This is a genomic window from Cupriavidus sp. CPT47-8839-RL05A, assembly GCF_058792255.1.
The window spans coordinates 31,002-47,020 of sequence record NZ_JBYTEG010000033.1 but is presented as its reverse complement, the minus strand read 5'-3'; the positions used below and the strand labels follow the sequence as shown (position 1 = coordinate 47,020).

Genomic DNA, 16,019 nt, shown 5'->3' with positions numbered 1-16,019 from the left:
TCAGAGCCCTTCCATCACCTTGTCCAGCCCCCGCACCACGCCGCGCACGGTGTTGACCTTGCGGATCGCCAGCAGCGCGCCGGCGACATAGGGCGTGGAGCCGTCGCCGGCCTCGTGCTTCAGGTGCAGGCGCTGGCCGTCGGCGCCGAAGATCACTTCCACGCCAAGCTGGTAGCCCGGCAGCCGCACCGCGTGCACCTGCGTGCCCGACATGGTGGCGCCGCGGGTTTCCTTCGGGCCCTTGACCTGGTCGACCGGCACCGCCTGCGCGGCGGCCTTGACCTGGCCGAGCCGGTAGGCCAGCTCGCGCACGGTGCCGGAGGGCACGTCGATCTTGCCGGCCTTGGCGTAGTCGATGATCTCCCAGTGCTCCAGGTGGCGCGCGGCCATCTCGGCAAACTTCTGCAGCAGCACCACCGTGATGGCGAAATTGCCGCAGGCGAGCACGCCGCGGTCGGCCTGGCGCGCGGCCGCGTCGATCTCGGCATAGTCCTCGTCGGTCAGCCCCGAGGTGCCCACCACCACGTGCGCGCCGTGCGCCAGCGCCTGCAGGATGTTGTGCTTGGCGATGCCCGGCTTGGTGTATTCGACATAGACGTCGTAGGGCGTTTCCCCCAGGGCCTCGATGCTGGCGGCCGCCACGCCCGGCGTATCGGCATGGCCGGTCAGCTGCGCCAGAGGTTGCCCGGCGGCGCCGCGCGACAGGCCGGCCACCAGGGTCATGTCGGCCGCATGGGCCACGCCGCGCGCCAGTTCGCCGCCGGCCCAGCCGGTCACGCCGCCCACGGCGACACGGATCGGGTTGTTCATGTTCTGTTTCTCCGCAAAGGCTGATGGGTTTGGCAGCATACCGCGTCAGCCGGCGGCGCGCCGGCGGTCGAGCTTGCGCGCCAGCACGATCGAGGTGGTGGTGTGGTTGACGCCGTCGAGCATGCCGATCTCGTCGAGCAGCCGGTCCAGCCGGTCATGCGTGTCGCAGCGGATCGCCACCAGGTAGTCGACCGGGCCGCTGACGGAATTGACCTCTTCGATCTCGGGCAGGCGCTGCAGCGCGCGCAGGATGGCGGGCGCGGCCTTGGGCTGCACCGACAGGCCGCAGTAGGCCAGGATGGCGTTGTCTTCCATGCGCTGCCCCAGCCGCACGCCGTAGCCGGCGATCACCCCGCTGCGCTCCAGCCGCGCAATGCGCGCGACCACGGTGGTGCGGGCGATACCCAGGTGCCGGGCGAGGTTGGCGGCGCTTTCACGGGCATTGGCCTGCAGCAGCGACAGCAGGTGCCGGTCGGTGGTGTCGAGTTCGGTCATTGCGTCGGGATGATTCGTCGTTTCGTTCGATTATGGCGGTTTTTCGTCGTTATTGCGGCTTCATTGTGTCGCGCGCGCTATCCATACTCCAGTCAACGGGACAACCTTTTCTTGTGGACGGAGACACCATGCAAGCCTCGAACCTGGGCCGGCAGGCCCCGCGCGACCTGCCCAAGGCGACCCGCCCGCTGCACGTGGCGGTACTGGGCGCGGGCAAGATCGGGCGCACCATTGCCACCATGCTGCATGACAGCGGCGACTACCGCGTCAGCGTGGTCGACCATGACGCACGCCGCCTCGACGGCCTGCCGCGCGGCGTGCTGGCGCGCGCCGGCGACCCCACCGAGCCCGGCACCTGCGCCGCGCTGCTGGCCGGCGCCGATGCCGTGCTCAACGCGCTGCCGTTCCATGCCGCGATCAGCGTGGCTTCGGTGGCGGCGCGCCTGGGCGTGCATTACTTCGACCTGACCGAGGACGTGGCCGCGACCCAGGCCATCCGCCAGCTGGCGCAAAGCGCGCGCTCGGTGCTGATGCCGCAGTGCGGGCTGGCGCCGGGCTTTATCGGCGTGGTCGGGCATGACCTGGCGCAGCGCTTCCTGCGCGGCGGGGGGGAACTGCTGGACCTGCAGATGCGGGTCGGCGCGCTGCCGCGCTACCCCAGCAATGCGCTCAAGTACAACCTGACCTGGAGCACCGAGGGACTGATCAACGAGTACTGCAACCCGTGCGAGGCCATCGTCGATGGCCGTCGCGTGGAACTGACGGCGCTGGAGGGGCTGGAAAGCTTTGCGCTGGACGGCATCGAATACGAAGCCTTTAATACATCTGGCGGCCTGGGCACGCTGCCCGAGACGCTGGCCGGCCGCGCGCGCCATGTCGACTACAAGTCCATCCGCTATCCCGGCCATTGCGCGCTGATGAAACTGCTGCTCAACGACCTGCGCCTGCGCGAACGCCGCGAATGGCTGCGCGATATCTTTGATCGCGCCATTCCGGTGACCGACCAGGACGTGGTGATCGTGTTCGCCACCGCCACCGGCTACCCGGCCGGGGGCGAACGCGGGCGCGGGCCGCTGACGCAGGCTTCGTTCTCGGCGCGCATCGGCGGGGTGGATGGCAAGGGTGGCCATGTCAACGCGATCCAGCTGACCACTGCCGCGGGCATCTGCACCGCGCTGGACCTGGTGGCCACCGGCGCGCTGCCGCAATCCGGCTTCGTGCGGCAGGAGTCGATGCCGCTGGACGCCTTCCTTGCCAATCGCTTCGGCCGCCATTACACGCAGCATCCGCTCCAGGAGACCGTCATATGAAAGCGCAAGAGTTCGCTGCCTGCTGGGATTCGCTGGGTCTGCCGCGGCCGTGGCGGGAGGGCACGCCGGCCGGCGCCGTGACGGTCCGCTCGCCGGTCGATGGCGAGGCCATCGGCCATGTCCCGGCCTGCACGCCGGCGCAGGCCGATGCGCTGATCGCCCGCGCCCACGCGGCCCAGACAACCTGGGCGCTGCTGCCCGCGCCCGCGCGCGGCGAGATCGTGCGGCGCTTCGGCGAGGTGCTGCGCGAACACAAGCCGGCGCTGGGCCGGCTGGTCTCGCTGGAGTCCGGCAAGATCCTGCAGGAAGGCCTGGGCGAGGTGCAGGAGATGATCGACATCTGCGACTTCGCGGTCGGGCTGTCGCGCCAGCTGCACGGACTGACCATTGCCTCCGAGCGCCCGCAGCATGCGATGCGCGAGACCTGGCATCCGTATGGGCTGTGCGGCGTGATCTCGGCCTTCAACTTCCCGGTGGCGGTGTGGGCGTGGAATGCAGCGCTGGCGCTGGTGTGCGGCAACGGCGTGATCTGGAAACCCTCGGAAAAGGTCTCCCTGTGCGCGCTGGCCGCGCATAGTCTGCTGGAGCGCGTGCTGGCCGCGGCGGCGCCGCAGCACGCCGGCATCTCGGCGGTGCTGCCGGGCGGGCGCATGCTTGGCACCCACCTGGTGTCGCACCCGGCGGTGCGGCTGGTCAGCGCCACCGGCTCGACCCGCATGGGGCGCGAGGTCGGCATTGCCTGCGCCGGGCACTTCAAGCGCAGCATCCTGGAGCTGGGCGGCAACAATGCCGCCATCGTCGCACCCTCGGCCGACATCGAGCTGGCGGTGCGCGCCATCACCTTTGCCGCGGCCGGCACGGCGGGCCAGCGCTGCACCACGCTGCGTCGCTGCTTTATCCACGCCGACCTGATGGACACCATGGCGAGCCGGCTGATCACGGTGTTCGACCGCCTGCCCGTCGGCGACCCGCTCGCCGACGGCACCCTGGTCGGCCCGCTGATCGACACCGCCGCGGGCGATGCCATGGCCAATGCGCTGGCCGCCTGCCGCGCGCAGGGCAATATCGTCACCGGCGGCGAACGGCTGCTGGCCGACCGCTACCCGCATGCCTGTTACGTGCGGCCCGCGCTGGTGATGACCGACGCCCAGCACGACACCATGCTGACCGAGACCTTCGCGCCGATCCTGTACCTGATGCCGTACACCACGCTGGATGAGGCCATCGCGCTGAACAATGCCGCGGCGCACGGGCTATCGTCGTGCATCTTCACGGAATCGATGCGCGAGGCCGAGCGCTTCCTGTCCTCGGCAGGCAGCGACTGCGGCATTGCCAACGTCAACATCGGCACCAGCGGCGCGGAGATCGGCGGCGCCTTCGGCGGGGAAAAGGCAACCGGCGGGGGCCGCGAGTCGGGATCGGATGCGTGGAAGGGCTATATGCGCCGCGCCACCAACACCATCAACTATGGCGATTCGCTGCCGCTGGCGCAGGGGATACGGTTCGAGATCTGATGGCATCCCTGGATGTGTTACAGGGCGCGTAGGGAACGGTAACAAGCCTTACACGCCTTTGACGCCGTATTACGGCTTCTGCCCGTATAACGTCAGCAGGGCAGGCACATGCCCGTTCCGACCCAAGGACGAAAGATGAGAATGCTGACGATTGGACTGGCTGCCGCTGCGGCATCCGTCACCCTGCTGGGCGGCTGCGCCGTCTATCCCACGCCTGCCGGCCCCGCGGTCGGCCCTGCGCCGGTGTACGTGGCGCCCGCGCCGGTGGTGGTGGCGCCGCGGCCGTATTACTACGGTGGCTATGGCTATGGCTATTACGGGCGGGGCTATCGCCGCTGGTAATGAGCGCGGTTGGCACGACAATGCGGGAGGATGCCGGCGCGTAGAGAGAGGCCGCGCGCCGGCCGCAGTTCAGTTGCCGGCCGCGTCGCCGGTGCGGGTATTCAGCCCGCCCCAGCTGGGCGCGAGCGTCTGCCCGATCTCCGGCAAATCCACCAGGTCGAGCACGCGCCCGACCGTATGGTCGACCAGTTCGGCAATGCTTTGTGGCTTCTGGTAGAAGCCCGGCACCGGCGGGAACACGATCCCGCCCATTTCCGTCACCGCCGTCATATTGCGCAGGTGCGCAAGGTTCAGCGGCGTTTCCCGCACCATCAGCACCAGCTTGCGCCGCTCCTTGAGCGTGACGTCGGCGGCGCGCGTGATCAGGTTGTCGGACAGGCCGTGCGCAATCGCCGCCAGCGTGCGCATGGAGCAGGGGGCCACCACCATCGCCTGTGCGCGGAACGAGCCGCTGGCAATGGTCGCGCCGATGTCGCGCACGTTGTGCACGACGCCGGCGAGCGCCTCCACCTCGGCACGGCTGATGTCCAGCTCGTGCTGCAGGTTCATCACGCCGGCCGGCGAAATCAGCAGATGGGTTTCCACCGAGGGCGCCGCGCGCAGCACCTGCAGCAGGCGCACGCCGTAGATGGCGCCGGTGGCGCCCGTGATGGCGACGATCAGCCGTTTGGGTGTGCCGCCAGTCACGGACATACCGGAACTCAGCCCTTCAGCAGGGTTTGCAGTTCGCCGTTCTGGTACATCTCCATCATGATGTCCGAGCCGCCGATGAATTCGCCGTTCACGTAGAGCTGCGGGATGGTCGGCCAGTTGGCGTATTCCTTGATGCCCTGGCGGACGCCTTCGTCATCCAGCACGTTGACCGTGGTCGGCGCGTCCACGCCGCAGGCCTTCAGGATCTGGATGGCGCGGCCCGAGAAGCCGCACATCGGGAATTGCGCGGTGCCCTTCATGAACAGGACTACCGGGTTGCCCTTGACGATCTGATCGATCTTTTGCTGCACGTCGCTCATGGTTTGCTTTTCAGTGGGGCGATGCCGTGTCGCGGGCGCCGCCTGGGGAGAATGGGACACCACGCGGCCTGGCCGCGTGGCGGGGATCTGACGGCGATTTTACCGGAATCGCCGCCGGGCTTCAGTGGGCGGCAGTGGTGCCGCCGGGCCGGGCGCCTGGCCAGCGTCCGCCGGTGCAGCGTTCCAGGCCGGCCAGGTCGCGGGCGGTGAAGACCTCGGTGAAACCGGCGGCTTCCAGCAACTGGCGGGTGGCCTGCGCCTGGTCGTAGCCATGCTCCATCAGCAGCCAGCCGCCAGGCAGCAGCCGCGCGCCGGCACCGCCGACGATGGCCCGCAGGTCGGACAGGCCGTCGTCGTGGTCGGTCAGTGCGTCGATCGGTTCGAAGCGCAGGTCGCCTTCGGCCAGGTGCGGGTCGCCCGCGGCGATGTAGGGCGGATTGCTGACGACCAGGTGAAAGCGCAGGCCCGGCGGCAGCGCCGCGTACCAGTCAGACACCAGGAAGTGGATGCGGTCGGCGCCGAGCGCGCTGGCGTTGTCCTGCGCCACCATCAGCGCGCCGGGCGAGATGTCGGTGGCCCAGACTTGCGCATCCCGGCGCTCGCGCGCCAGCGTCACGGCCAGGATGCCCGAGCCCGTGCCCAGGTCCAGCACGTTCGGCTGCGGCACCTCGGCCAGCCGCGCCAGCGAGGCTTCGGCGGCGACCTCGGTATCGGGTCGCGGGATCAGCACATCAGGCGTGACCCGGAACTTGCGGCCGAAGAACTCGCGCTCGCCGATCAGGTAGGCCATCGGCTCGCCCGCCAGCCGCCGTGCCAGCAGCGTGGCATAGGCGTCGCGCTGGGCGATGGTGAGGGTGTCGGTGTCGCGCGTGATCAGCTGGGTGCGGCTCAGGCCGGTGACATGCGTCAGCAGCATGCGCACTTCCAGGGCAGGCAGCCCGGCCATGGCGGCGAGGGTCTGGGCTTCGCGCAGCGTGGGGGTCGCCGGCAGCGCGGCAGAGTTTGGGGAAGACATCGAAAGGGCGGGGACGGTTCTTTTGCCGGCTACAAAAAACCCCACCGGCGCAAAGGCCTGGCGGGGCTTTGGGGCGGGACTTCCAGCTTGCCGCCAGTGTACCGCTCATCGACAGCGGGCGGCGCAATGCCCCCGCCGGGACGATTACTTATTGACGGCGTCCTTGGCGGCCTGCTTGGCATTTGCCATGGCACTGGCGGCGTCTTCCTTGGCCTTGTCGGCGGCAGCCGAGACGTCGGCCGCAGCACCGCTGGCGGCGGACTTGGCGGCGTCTGCGGCGCTGCTGGCGGCAGCGGCGGCATCGCTCGCGGCGGCCTTGGCGGATTCAGCGGCGCTTTGCATGGCGCTCTCGGCGTTCGAGGCGGCAGGCGGGGCTTCTTCCTTCTTGCTGCACGCGGCCATGGCCGCGGTGATCATCAACAGCGCGAGCAGTTTTTTCATGATTTCGTCCTAGGTATGTTCTCGGGAGTGACTACCCGGCACCATTCTCCGTTTGCCGGTCGAAATCGATTATAGACAGCGGGCTTACCCCTACCAGTGCTGTTTCAAGCATTTACAAGAAATACAAAGATATCGGCGACTTTACGCGGTGTTCGGGGCGGAAGGCCGGCTGCATGACATTTTGTGGTGCTTACGACTCTTCGCCAAGTGCGGCAAGCTGATCAGCCTGGTGTTCTGAGGCCAGCGCCGACAGCAGCTCATCCATGTCGCCGTCCATGATCATGTCGATCTTGTACAGCGTCAGGTTGATGCGGTGGTCGGTGACCCGCCCTTGCGGGAAGTTGTAGGTGCGGATGCGGTCGCTGCGGTCCCCCGAGCCGATCAGGTTGCGCCGCGTGCTGGCCTCCTTGGCCTGGGCGGCGCGCGTCTGCATGTCCTTGATGCGGGCCGCCAGCACCTTCATCGCTTTGTCCTTGTTGCGGTGCTGGCTGCGGTCGTCCTGGCACTCGACCACGATGCCGGTCGGCAGGTGGGTCAGGCGCACCGCGGAATCGGTCTTGTTGACGTGCTGCCCGCCTGCGCCCGAGGCGCGGAAGGTGTCGATGCGCAGGTCGGCCGGGTTGATCTCGACCTCGCCCACTTCATCGGCTTCTGGCATCACCGCGACCGTGCAGGCCGAAGTGTGGATGCGCCCCTGTGCCTCGGTCGCCGGCACGCGCTGCACGCGGTGGCCGCCGGATTCGAACTTCAGCCTGGAAAATGCAGCATCGCCGGCGATGCGCACAATCACTTCCTTGTAGCCGCCCAGGTCTGATTCCGATTCGCTCATCACTTCGACCTGCCAGCGCTGGCGTTCGGCGTAGCGCGTGTACATGCGCAGCAGGTCGCCGGCGAACAGCGCGCTTTCCTCGCCGCCGGTGCCGGCACGGATTTCCAGCAGCAGGTTGCGGTCGTCGTTGGGGTCCTTGGGCAGCAGCAGGCGCTGCAGGCTGGCTTCCAGGGCTTCCAGCCGCGCGCGCGCGCTGGCGATCTCGTCGGCGGCAAAGTCCTTCATCTCCGGATCGTCCAGCAGCGCCTGCGCGGTGGCCAGGTCGTCCTGCGCCTGGCGGTACTGGCCGTACTGCTCGGCCACCGGCGACAACTCGGCATGTTCGCGGCTGAGCTTGCGGTACTGGTCGATCTTCGCGGTCGCGTCTTCGCGCGCGAGCAGGGCGTTGACTTCATCGAGTCGCTCGGCCAGTTGGTCGAGCTTGGCAAGCATGCTGGCTTTCATCGGGTGCGGGGGGAAAGAGGTGGGCCAGGGGCCGGGGCTACCCGCGGGCGGGCGGCGGCGTGCCGGCGCGGCAGGGCGCGCGCGGCGCAAGGGCAGAGCGGCTAGCGCTCGGAGTGGCTGCTGTGGCGGAACAGGCCCGGCACCAGGCGCAGCAGCGCCTCGCGGTCCTCGCCCTGGGTGTGGTTCAGTGCGTGGGTGGGGCCATGCAGGAACTTGCGGGTCAGCGCACCGGAGAGGGCCTCCAATACGGCTTCGGGGTCGTCGCCGCGTGCCAGCATGCGGCGCGCGCGTTCCAGTTCAGCCTGGCGGATGGCTTCGCCGCTGGTCTGCAGTTCGCGGATGACCGGCACCACGCTGCGGGTTTCCAGCCAGTGCATGAAGTTCTGCACCCGGCTTTCGATGATGGCCTCGGCCTGCGCCACCGCGGCCTGGCGCATCGCATTGCCTTCACGCACGATCGCGCCGAGATCGTCGACGGTGTACAGGAAGACGTCGTCCAGGCGCGCGACTTCGGGCTCGACGTCGCGCGGCACGGCCAGGTCGACCATCATGATGGGGCGGTGCTTGCGGCGCTTGACCGCGCGCTCCACCGCGCCCAGGCCGATGATCGGCAGCGAGCTGGCGGTGCAGGACACCACGATATCGAATTCATGCAGGCGCTCGCCCAGGTCGGTCAGGCGGATCGCGTTGGCGGTCAGGCCCTGGCCGGAGAGCTGCTCGGCGAGCTTTTCGCCGCGCTCGACGGTGCGGTTGGCCACCACGATCTGGCGCGGCTGCTGCGCGGCGAAGTGCGTGGCGCACAGTTCGATCATCTCGCCCGCGCCGATAAACAGCACGCGCTGGGTCGAGACGCTTTCAAAGATCCGCTGCGCCAGCCGCACCGCGGCCGCGGCCATCGATACGGAATGCGCGCCGATCTCGGTCTGGCCGCGCACTTCCTTGGCCACCGCGAAGGTGCGCTGGAACAGCTGGTTCAGGTACGTGCCCAGCGAGCCGGCCTCGCCGGCGGTGCGCACGGCGTCCTTGAGCTGGCCCAGGATCTGGGTCTCGCCCAGCACCATCGAATCCAGGCCGCTGGCCACGCGGAAGGCATGACGCACGGCTTCGGACTGCGGCAGCGCGTACAGGTGCGGCGCCAGTTCGCCGGCGGGCACGTTGTGGTGCTGCGACAGCCAGCGCAGGGTGTGCTCGAAACCATCCGTGCCCGGCGTCAGGACGTCGGTCGCGCAGTAGATCTCGGTGCGGTTGCAGGTGGACAGGATGGCGGCTTCGGTGCCGCTGCGCCCCGACAGGTGGGAGCGCAGCGCACCCAGCGCGGGCTTGATCTGCTCGAGCGGAAACGCCACCCGCTCGCGCAGCGAGACGGGTGCCGTTGTGTGATTGATGCCGATCGCGAGCAGTTGCATTTGTAGGGGACGGGTACGGTCCGGAGCGTGGCCGGACCGGATGCCATTATACCGCCGGGATCGCTAATTGCAGGGTGCTGGGCCATCCGGGCCGGGCGGGGGCATGGCAGCGGCCCCGGATTGCAGTATCGTTACGCCGCAGCCCTTGCGGCTGTGATGCTGACAACACAGGAGAAGCGGATGCTGGGCACCTTGATCGTGGGTTTGCTGGTGGGGCTGGCGGCGCGCCGGCTGCATCCGGCAGGGCGCGTGGTGACCCTGCCGGCCGCGCTGGTGCTGGGTGCGGCGGGTGCGGCGGGCGCTTTCTACGGCGGCCGGGCCTTGCACCTGTTTATCGACGGGCAGCTCAGCAGCTGGCTGGCGGTGATCGCCGGCTCGGCGCTGCTGGTGGGGGCCTGGGGCGCGCTGCGGCCGCGCGGGCGGTAAGAACAGAACTGACCGCGGCGGCGGGAATCCGCTCGCCGCTTGACTTCGATCAGAAGCGGACCGGCGTTTGAACAGTGTCGGCTTTGGCTCTTCCCGCCAGCAGCCGGCGCAGCACGCCGCTGGAATAGTGACTGGCCACATCCTTCAGGAATGCCGCGAAGTCCACATGGGCGCTATCGTCGGCCCGGTCCGAAATGGTCCGCATCACGGCATACGGCACGCCGTATTCGTGGCAGACCTGCGCCACCGCGGCGCCTTCCATTTCCACCGCCAGCAATCCGGGCAGCCGCTCACGCAACTCCGTCACCGCCGCCGGTGAGCCGATGAACTGGTCGCCGCTGGCGATCATGCCGTGGTGCAGCGCCGGCGCGGCTACGCCGAATCGTTCCAGCACCTCGCGCGGCACCTCGGCAGGCAGGTCCAGCTGCAGAAATTCGCGCGCGGCGGCTTCCAGCTCGGCGGTCAGCGCCGGGTCGGCCGGGAACTCGGCACGGTCCAGCAGCGGCACTTCATGGCGGCCGAAGAACGGACGTGCGTCGAGGTCATGCTGGATGGTGCGGTCGGCGATGACGATGTCGCCGACATTGGTGCCGGCGCCAATGCCCCCGGCCAGCCCGGTGAAGACGATCTGCGTCGCGCCGAACTCGCGGATCAGGGTGACCGTGGTCGCCGACGCCGCCACCTTGCCCATGCGCGCCAGCACCAGCACGCACGGCTGCCCGAGCAGCTGGCCGGCATAGTAGTCGCGCATGCCGATGGTACGCACCGTGGCGCGGCTGTCGTCATGGCGCATGGCGGCCACCAGGCCATCGACTTCATCATGGATGGCGGCAAGGATTCCGAGAGTCATGGAGCGGGCGCAGGACGAAAAAACCACAGCATACCGGCCCGCGCAGGCCGGGCATAGATCAGAGCGCGACCGCAACGCACCCTCCCACGGAACAGGTGCGGCCCCCGCGCCGCTTTGCTAAAGTCCCCGTCATCTCAGCACGTAAGGACACTTACATGCAAGGCACACCCACCGTAGCCACCGGCGAACGGCGCGCCATCCGCCGGGCACTGGCCGACTGGCGCGCACTGGGGCGCCTGGACGCGGCCGGCGTCCCTGCGCCGTGGGCGCGCACCGAGCCCGTCGCCACCGACTGGCGCCGCTGGCTGGACACGGCGCTGATGGCGCTGGGCACCGCGCTGCTGTGCGCGGGCGTGATCGTGTTCTTCGCCTTCAACTGGCAGGATCTCCACAAGTTTTCCAAGTTCGGCCTGCTGGCCGGCGCGCTCACGCTGCTCGCCGCATTTGCCTGGCTGCGCCCGGCTGGCGACACCGCGGGCCGGGCCGCGCTGGGCGGCGCGCAGGTCGTCGCCGGCGTGCTGCTCGCGGTGATCGGGCAGACCTACCAGACCGGCGCCGACGCCTGGCAGCTGTTTGCGCTATGGGCGTTGTTGGCGGTGCCCTGGGCGCTGGCGGCGCGCGCCGCACCGCACTGGTGGCTGGTGATCGTGGTCGGCAACGTGGCGTTGCTGCGCTACTTCAGCATCCGCTTCGGTGTCGAAGGCGTGTTCGCGCTGTTGTTCGATACCCGCCATATGCGCACCGCCACGCTGGCGCTGCTGGGCGCGGTGGTACTGCAACTGGTGCTGTGGCAGCTGCTGTGCGCCCGCGCGCCGGCGCTGGGCTTCCGTGGGCAGACCGGCAGCCGCATGCTGGCCGCGCTGGCCTGCGTGCACGCCGGCTCGCTGGGGCTGGCCAGCCTGCTGGACAGCCATTTCGACGGTGCAGCATTCGCGCTGGCCTTGGTGGTACTAGCCGCCCTGGTCTGGTGGTTCTGCCAGCGTGCCTTCGACATCATGGTGCTGAGCCTGGCCTGCCTGACCGGCATCGTGCTGGCGGTGGCCGGCATTGCCAAGGTGCTGTTCGAGGGCAAGGACGATTTCGGCGCCTTCCTGCTGCTCGGGCTGGTAACCATCGGCCTTGCCGCCGGCGCGGCCACCTGGCTGATGCGTGCCTGGCGCGGCCAACTGGAGCAGGCATGACGACCGAACGGCAGACCGGGCAACGGCTCTGGCAGGACCTCGCCGCACGCGGCGAGGTACAGGGCGAGCGGCCCGACCATACCCACACCCCCTGGGCCGTGCGCTGCCTGATGGGCGCGGCGGGCTGGCTCGGTGCCTTGTTCTTCCAGCTCTTCCTGGTCGGCACGGTCTTCGTCGCCGCGCGCGAGAACGGCATCGCCATGGCGGTGACCGGCCTGGCCATGATCGCGCTGGCCGCGCTGCTGTACTGGCGTGGCGGCGGCATTGCCGCGGGGCAGTTCGCGCTGGCCGTGAGCCTGAGCGGGCAGGGCATGGCCGTGTTCGGGCTGGTCGAGGCCCTGGGCTTCACGCGCGTCACCGAGAGCGCAGGCTTCTGGGCCGGGCTGGCGCTGTTCGAGGCCGCGCTCGCCTTGCTGGTCCCGAACCGGCTGCACCGGCTGCTGTGCGCGGTGGGCGCATGGATCGGGCTGGCAGGCGCCGTGCATCTCGTCCTGGCCGGCAGCGAGCCGGACGACTGGCTGTTGCTGACGTGGTCCCTCGGCTGGCTGGTGCCGCTCGGCTGCGCGCTGGTGACGGGTTTCGCGCTGGCCGAAGCACGCCTGTGCGCGGCCGGCCGCCACACGCTGCTGGAACCGCTGGCCGACGCGACGCTGCTGTTCACGCTGGCCGTCGCACTGGTCGTCACCGGCATGAGCCATCCGCTGGCCTGGCTGGGCGGCCCGGAAGCCGGACGCATCCCGCTCGCGCACTGGGTCGCGGGCGGGCTGGCCACAGTGGTGCTGGCCGGCTTCGCGCTCGTCGAATGCCGCCGGCTGGCGCTCAGCCCCGCCCTGCAGGGCGCCGTCCTTGCCGGCGTGGCGGCCTTCGGCGCGCTGATGGCGGCCGCGCCCGCGGTCGTGGCAGGAGTTCTCGCGCTCGGCCTGGCGCTGCGCCGCGCGTCGATGCCGTGGCTGGGCCTGGGCATCGCCAGCATCGCTGTCGGCTTTATCTGGTACTACAGCGCGCTGCACTGGACCCTTGTGGCCAAGTCCGCCACGCTCGCCGCGGCCGGCGCACTGTTGCTGGCCGGCCGCTACTGGCTGCTGCGCACCCGCACCGGCAAGGAGGCCGCATGAAACGCTGGATCCTGATTGCCTGGGCCCTGACGCTGGCACTCGCCGCCGCCGGCATCGCCGGCAAGGAGCGCCTGCTGGCACGCGGCGATACCGTCTACCTCAAGCTCGCCCCGGTCGACCCGCGCTCGCTGATGCAGGGCGACTACATGGCGCTGAACTTTGACATCGGCAACCAGATCCGCACCGCTCAGACGCAGGACGACCGGCCATCCCGCGACGGCGTGGCCGTGATCCGCCGCGATGAACAGGGCGTGGCCAGCTTTGTGCGCGTACACGGCGGCGAGCCGCTGGCGGCAGGGGAGCAGTTGCTGCGCTACCAGGTCGCCCGCTCGCGCTGGGGCGGCACGCAGGTGCAGGTGTCGACCGATGCGTATTTCTTCCAGGAGGGGCAGGGCGAGCGGTTTGCGCAGGCGCAGTATGGGGAATTTCGCGTAGGGGCGGACGGGCAGGCGCTGCTGCTGGGGTTGCGGGGGAAGGGGATGGAGAGGTTGTGAGGCGAAAGTGATAATCGCCCGGCCCAAAGAAAAAAGCCACCGCATGCGGTACCGCATGCGGTGGCTTTTTCATGACGTCTGGCGGTCTTAGACGTTAAACCGCAATACTTGCTTGTGTGGCTTGTTCTTATTGGGAGTGTGGCCTGCAAGGCGCGTTTTGTACCCGGTTACATACCCGGTTTCTTTACTGTTGTAGGGTGGAGACCGGCCGTAGCCTAAGTTGCCTTCTTCCCCACGTAGTCTTTGAGAACTGCAAGCGCTTCCCGGCCCAGTGCGTGAACTACTCCCAGAGCATCCGGCGATTCGTCCTTCTCTTTGCCATCCATCGGGCGGAAAGCAAAGCGCAGCAGCGCCAATACGAGCAGAGCCGCGAATGAAGCCAGAACAATGAGGGGAGTGATAAACAGCGCTGTCTGATAGTTCGTGGCGGAAAAAGGGTCGGCCACTTTGCGCCCGACGCACCAAATCCAAGCCAGCAATGCACCGACAGTGCAAACCACCAGTGCCGCTACCCCATAGAAAGCAAAGAGGCGGAATTGTCGGAACTGCCTACGATCGGCTATTTGCTCGGAAAGCAGCCCGCCCACGTCTTGGGACAATTGGCCGCTGCTAGAGAGATCTTCTTCCCAAGCCAAACCGTCTACGCGCGACGGCCTACCTACGGTGGTAGCGTCGCTTCCACCAAGCGTCTGATTGCCGTTTCCCATCAAAGCTATAGCCAACCGAGATTTTTTAGCCGGTACTTCATCGCTACTGGCGACACATTGAACATTTGAGCCAGTGTGTTGAAGTCCGTTATGTTTCGGTTTGAAATCAACCCATTGACCACTGCGGCTGGCATCAACAACTCCGCTGCAAACTTGTTTGCGGCCGATTCGACTGGGTCATAGTGCGACAGTGAGAAGCTTTGCGTAGAGTCGCGAAACCGCGCCCCATGCAAAAGTGCGAAATGGCCCAGCTCGTGCGCGATCGTGAAGCGCTGACGAACGAGTGGGTCAAACAAATTGTACGTAATGAGGGGGCCGCCTGGGTATCCCTCCACCACATCGAATTTGCCAGAGAGAGTCCCCAGCGGCTCCCCGATGACTCGCACTCCTGCGGCGGTCGCGATTGCAACCGGATCAACAGGAAGAGTCCTGTTCCAGTAGCGATCTAGGAACGCTTGTGCGGTTCTAATGGGCATGGGAAGGCCTTAGCCAAGGTGTAACGCATGTTTGCAGCCGAAGTATAAGCGAAACGCGAAAAAGTGCCGCAAAGTGCAGCAGATTGAAGCAAAGTGTTGCAGAACGCGACCACGAATGGGGTTGCGCCCGGGTCCTCTTTGGGCCACTTTTTGGTCGGCCTGGCCCGGCACCAAGGTGGCACAGCCCTCGCTCCAACTTGGCCGGCGCGTCGCGCACCAGCGCGGTGCTTGTTCGTGCAGCGCTGCCGCTGGCAAACTTAATCGTAGAGGCTTAGCTCAAAGGAATTCTTTCTGTGATGAAGGTCTTGGATGCGCTCCCAAACGTCAGAGGTGCGTTCCGCCAAGGCTGCTGCTGTGACGCAGATAGCCGCCAAGCCGATCTCCGCACAAGCCAGTAGCGCCCACCGCGCAACAGGCGAATCCTCACCCATGATCGCATGAAGGTTTACCTCCCAGTTGTCGCCGGCATCGTTCACGCTGACTGTGCGGTAAATGGACTGTTGATTGGGATGCGCGCCAGAATCGATGGTTGCCTGGTAGAGTCCCACGATCCAGTCGCTCAGACCTTCCACCTTCGTGCTGGTTGACTTTGCTGCATCAGACACGGCGCTGGAAAACCTTCTTCTGCACTCCCGCATCGCGTCGTCACTATCATGGCGGGCATCCCATACAGAACCCAGTTCAGGATCCTGGACGATTAGGTACCCGTAACATGCGGACTCCATACAGGTCCTTAGGACGGGAAACATTGCTGCTTGGTGGCTACTTACACCAATCCGCACAGCCGCGCTATACAGCAGTCTGGCATTGAGGAAGAGCATCAAAGCCCTCGGCCCGTGCTTCGTGATACTGGGCAACACATCTTGGAAAGCGTCGTCGATCTCTACGACGAACTGGAAGATCCGCGGGGGATTCTGCAGAAGGCGCTTCTCGACTTCCGCGGCGGCTTCTAGATAGTTGCGCAACGCCATAGTGCCTCCTGAATTGAGCTTGGGACGGGTGGTCTGTTCCATTGCCCTTCCAGCCGTCCCGGCGTCGCGGCCGACTGCTGGCCAATTCCTCTGGCAAGAAATCGCGAGCCGACTATAGCCCATGACGGGCGACACTGTCCCAAAATTCCCGACTCTCCGGCAGGTGCGCCAGGTAGTCAC

General features: G+C 67.5%; 19 protein-coding genes. 7 read left to right on the top strand and 12 right to left on the bottom strand.

The features are described from left to right. Both dapB and AC3WVS_RS29580 read right to left on the bottom strand, forming a co-directional pair. Positions 1-810, bottom strand: coding sequence for a 4-hydroxy-tetrahydrodipicolinate reductase (dapB, locus tag AC3WVS_RS29585; protein WP_492321477.1), 810 nt, complete (start codon positions 808-810; stop codon positions 1-3). A gap of 45 nt (positions 811-855) precedes the next feature. Then, entirely contained in the window at positions 856-1,305 is a 450-nt protein-coding gene (locus tag AC3WVS_RS29580) for an Lrp/AsnC family transcriptional regulator (protein ID WP_010809873.1), read from the bottom strand. A 128-nt stretch (positions 1,306-1,433) separates the two neighbouring features. On the opposite strand from AC3WVS_RS29580, the gene AC3WVS_RS29575 reads away from it, so the two are divergent. The 3 genes from AC3WVS_RS29575 to AC3WVS_RS29565 all read left to right on the top strand — a co-directional run bounded on the left by AC3WVS_RS29575 (position 1,434) and on the right by AC3WVS_RS29565 (position 4,471). Continuing rightward, positions 1,434-2,615 carry a saccharopine dehydrogenase family protein gene (locus AC3WVS_RS29575; RefSeq protein ID WP_492321476.1) on the top strand — a complete coding sequence of 394 codons (1,182 nt, stop codon included), beginning with the start codon at positions 1,434-1,436 and terminating at the stop codon, positions 2,613-2,615. After that, positions 2,612-4,129, top strand: coding sequence for an L-piperidine-6-carboxylate dehydrogenase (gene amaB / locus AC3WVS_RS29570; protein WP_492321475.1), 1,518 nt, complete (start codon positions 2,612-2,614; stop codon positions 4,127-4,129). Before AC3WVS_RS29575 ends, amaB begins: the two co-directional genes overlap by 4 nt. Before the next feature lie 141 nt (positions 4,130-4,270). Further along, a complete protein-coding gene (locus tag AC3WVS_RS29565; RefSeq protein WP_316151651.1) occupies positions 4,271-4,471 on the top strand; it encodes a hypothetical protein in 201 nt (66 codons plus the stop codon). Positions 4,472-4,540: 69 nt separating this feature from the next. Here AC3WVS_RS29565 and AC3WVS_RS29560 read toward each other — a convergent pair whose 3' ends face one another. The 6 genes from AC3WVS_RS29560 to hemA form a co-directional block, all read right to left on the bottom strand. Further along, a complete protein-coding gene (locus tag AC3WVS_RS29560; RefSeq protein WP_492321474.1) occupies positions 4,541-5,164 on the bottom strand; it encodes a UbiX family flavin prenyltransferase in 624 nt (207 codons plus the stop codon). Between the two features lie 8 nt (positions 5,165-5,172). Next, positions 5,173-5,484, bottom strand: a complete 312-nt coding sequence (gene grxD / locus AC3WVS_RS29555) for a Grx4 family monothiol glutaredoxin (protein WP_041228169.1) — start codon at positions 5,482-5,484, stop codon at positions 5,173-5,175. A gap of 121 nt (positions 5,485-5,605) precedes the next feature. Next, the gene (prmC, locus tag AC3WVS_RS29550; protein ID WP_492321473.1) at positions 5,606-6,499 is read right to left on the bottom strand and encodes a peptide chain release factor N(5)-glutamine methyltransferase; all 894 of its coding nucleotides are present in this window, start codon (positions 6,497-6,499) and stop codon (positions 5,606-5,608) included. 144 nt (positions 6,500-6,643) lie between these two features. Next, positions 6,644-6,940, bottom strand: coding sequence for a hypothetical protein (locus AC3WVS_RS29545; RefSeq protein WP_492321472.1), 297 nt, complete (start codon positions 6,938-6,940; stop codon positions 6,644-6,646). Positions 6,941-7,130: 190 nt separating this feature from the next. Next, positions 7,131-8,213, bottom strand: a complete 1,083-nt coding sequence (gene prfA / locus AC3WVS_RS29540) for a peptide chain release factor 1 (RefSeq protein WP_010809881.1) — start codon at positions 8,211-8,213, stop codon at positions 7,131-7,133. Between the two features lie 101 nt (positions 8,214-8,314). Then, entirely contained in the window at positions 8,315-9,619 is a 1,305-nt protein-coding gene (gene hemA, locus AC3WVS_RS29535; RefSeq protein WP_010809882.1) for a glutamyl-tRNA reductase, read from the bottom strand. 180 nt (positions 9,620-9,799) lie between these two features. Between hemA and AC3WVS_RS29530 the strand changes: the two genes are divergently transcribed. Beyond that, entirely contained in the window at positions 9,800-10,045 is a 246-nt protein-coding gene (locus AC3WVS_RS29530) for a hypothetical protein (protein WP_010809883.1), read from the top strand. A gap of 49 nt (positions 10,046-10,094) precedes the next feature. Here AC3WVS_RS29530 and AC3WVS_RS29525 read toward each other — a convergent pair whose 3' ends face one another. Beyond that, positions 10,095-10,895: a 5'-methylthioadenosine/adenosylhomocysteine nucleosidase gene (locus tag AC3WVS_RS29525; RefSeq protein WP_010809884.1), complete on the bottom strand. Its 801-nt coding sequence runs from the start codon at positions 10,893-10,895 to the stop codon at positions 10,095-10,097. 155 nt (positions 10,896-11,050) lie between these two features. On the opposite strand from AC3WVS_RS29525, the gene AC3WVS_RS29520 reads away from it, so the two are divergent. Genes AC3WVS_RS29520 through AC3WVS_RS29510 form a run of 3 tightly spaced genes read left to right on the top strand, consistent with a single transcriptional unit; the run spans position 11,051 to position 13,685 of the window. Beyond that, on the top strand, positions 11,051-12,076 hold the full coding sequence (locus tag AC3WVS_RS29520) for a DUF2157 domain-containing protein (protein WP_492321471.1): 1,026 nt from the start codon (positions 11,051-11,053) through the stop codon (positions 12,074-12,076). After that, on the top strand, positions 12,073-13,191 hold the full coding sequence (locus tag AC3WVS_RS29515; protein WP_492321470.1) for a DUF4401 domain-containing protein: 1,119 nt from the start codon (positions 12,073-12,075) through the stop codon (positions 13,189-13,191). Before AC3WVS_RS29520 ends, AC3WVS_RS29515 begins: the two co-directional genes overlap by 4 nt. Beyond that, positions 13,188-13,685 carry a GDYXXLXY domain-containing protein gene (locus tag AC3WVS_RS29510; protein ID WP_492321469.1) on the top strand — a complete coding sequence of 166 codons (498 nt, stop codon included), beginning with the start codon at positions 13,188-13,190 and terminating at the stop codon, positions 13,683-13,685. Before AC3WVS_RS29515 ends, AC3WVS_RS29510 begins: the two co-directional genes overlap by 4 nt. Positions 13,686-13,900: 215 nt before the next feature. Here AC3WVS_RS29510 and AC3WVS_RS29505 read toward each other — a convergent pair whose 3' ends face one another. The 3 genes from AC3WVS_RS29505 to AC3WVS_RS29495 all read right to left on the bottom strand — a co-directional run bounded on the left by AC3WVS_RS29505 (position 13,901) and on the right by AC3WVS_RS29495 (position 15,881). Then, positions 13,901-14,284, bottom strand: a complete 384-nt coding sequence (locus AC3WVS_RS29505) for a hypothetical protein (protein ID WP_492321468.1) — start codon at positions 14,282-14,284, stop codon at positions 13,901-13,903. A gap of 113 nt (positions 14,285-14,397) precedes the next feature. Beyond that, entirely contained in the window at positions 14,398-14,868 is a 471-nt protein-coding gene (locus AC3WVS_RS29500; RefSeq protein ID WP_492321467.1) for an ImmA/IrrE family metallo-endopeptidase, read from the bottom strand. Between the two features lie 257 nt (positions 14,869-15,125). Next, positions 15,126-15,881 carry a hypothetical protein gene (locus AC3WVS_RS29495; RefSeq protein WP_492321466.1) on the bottom strand — a complete coding sequence of 252 codons (756 nt, stop codon included), beginning with the start codon at positions 15,879-15,881 and terminating at the stop codon, positions 15,126-15,128. Positions 15,882-16,019 lie beyond the last annotated feature (138 nt).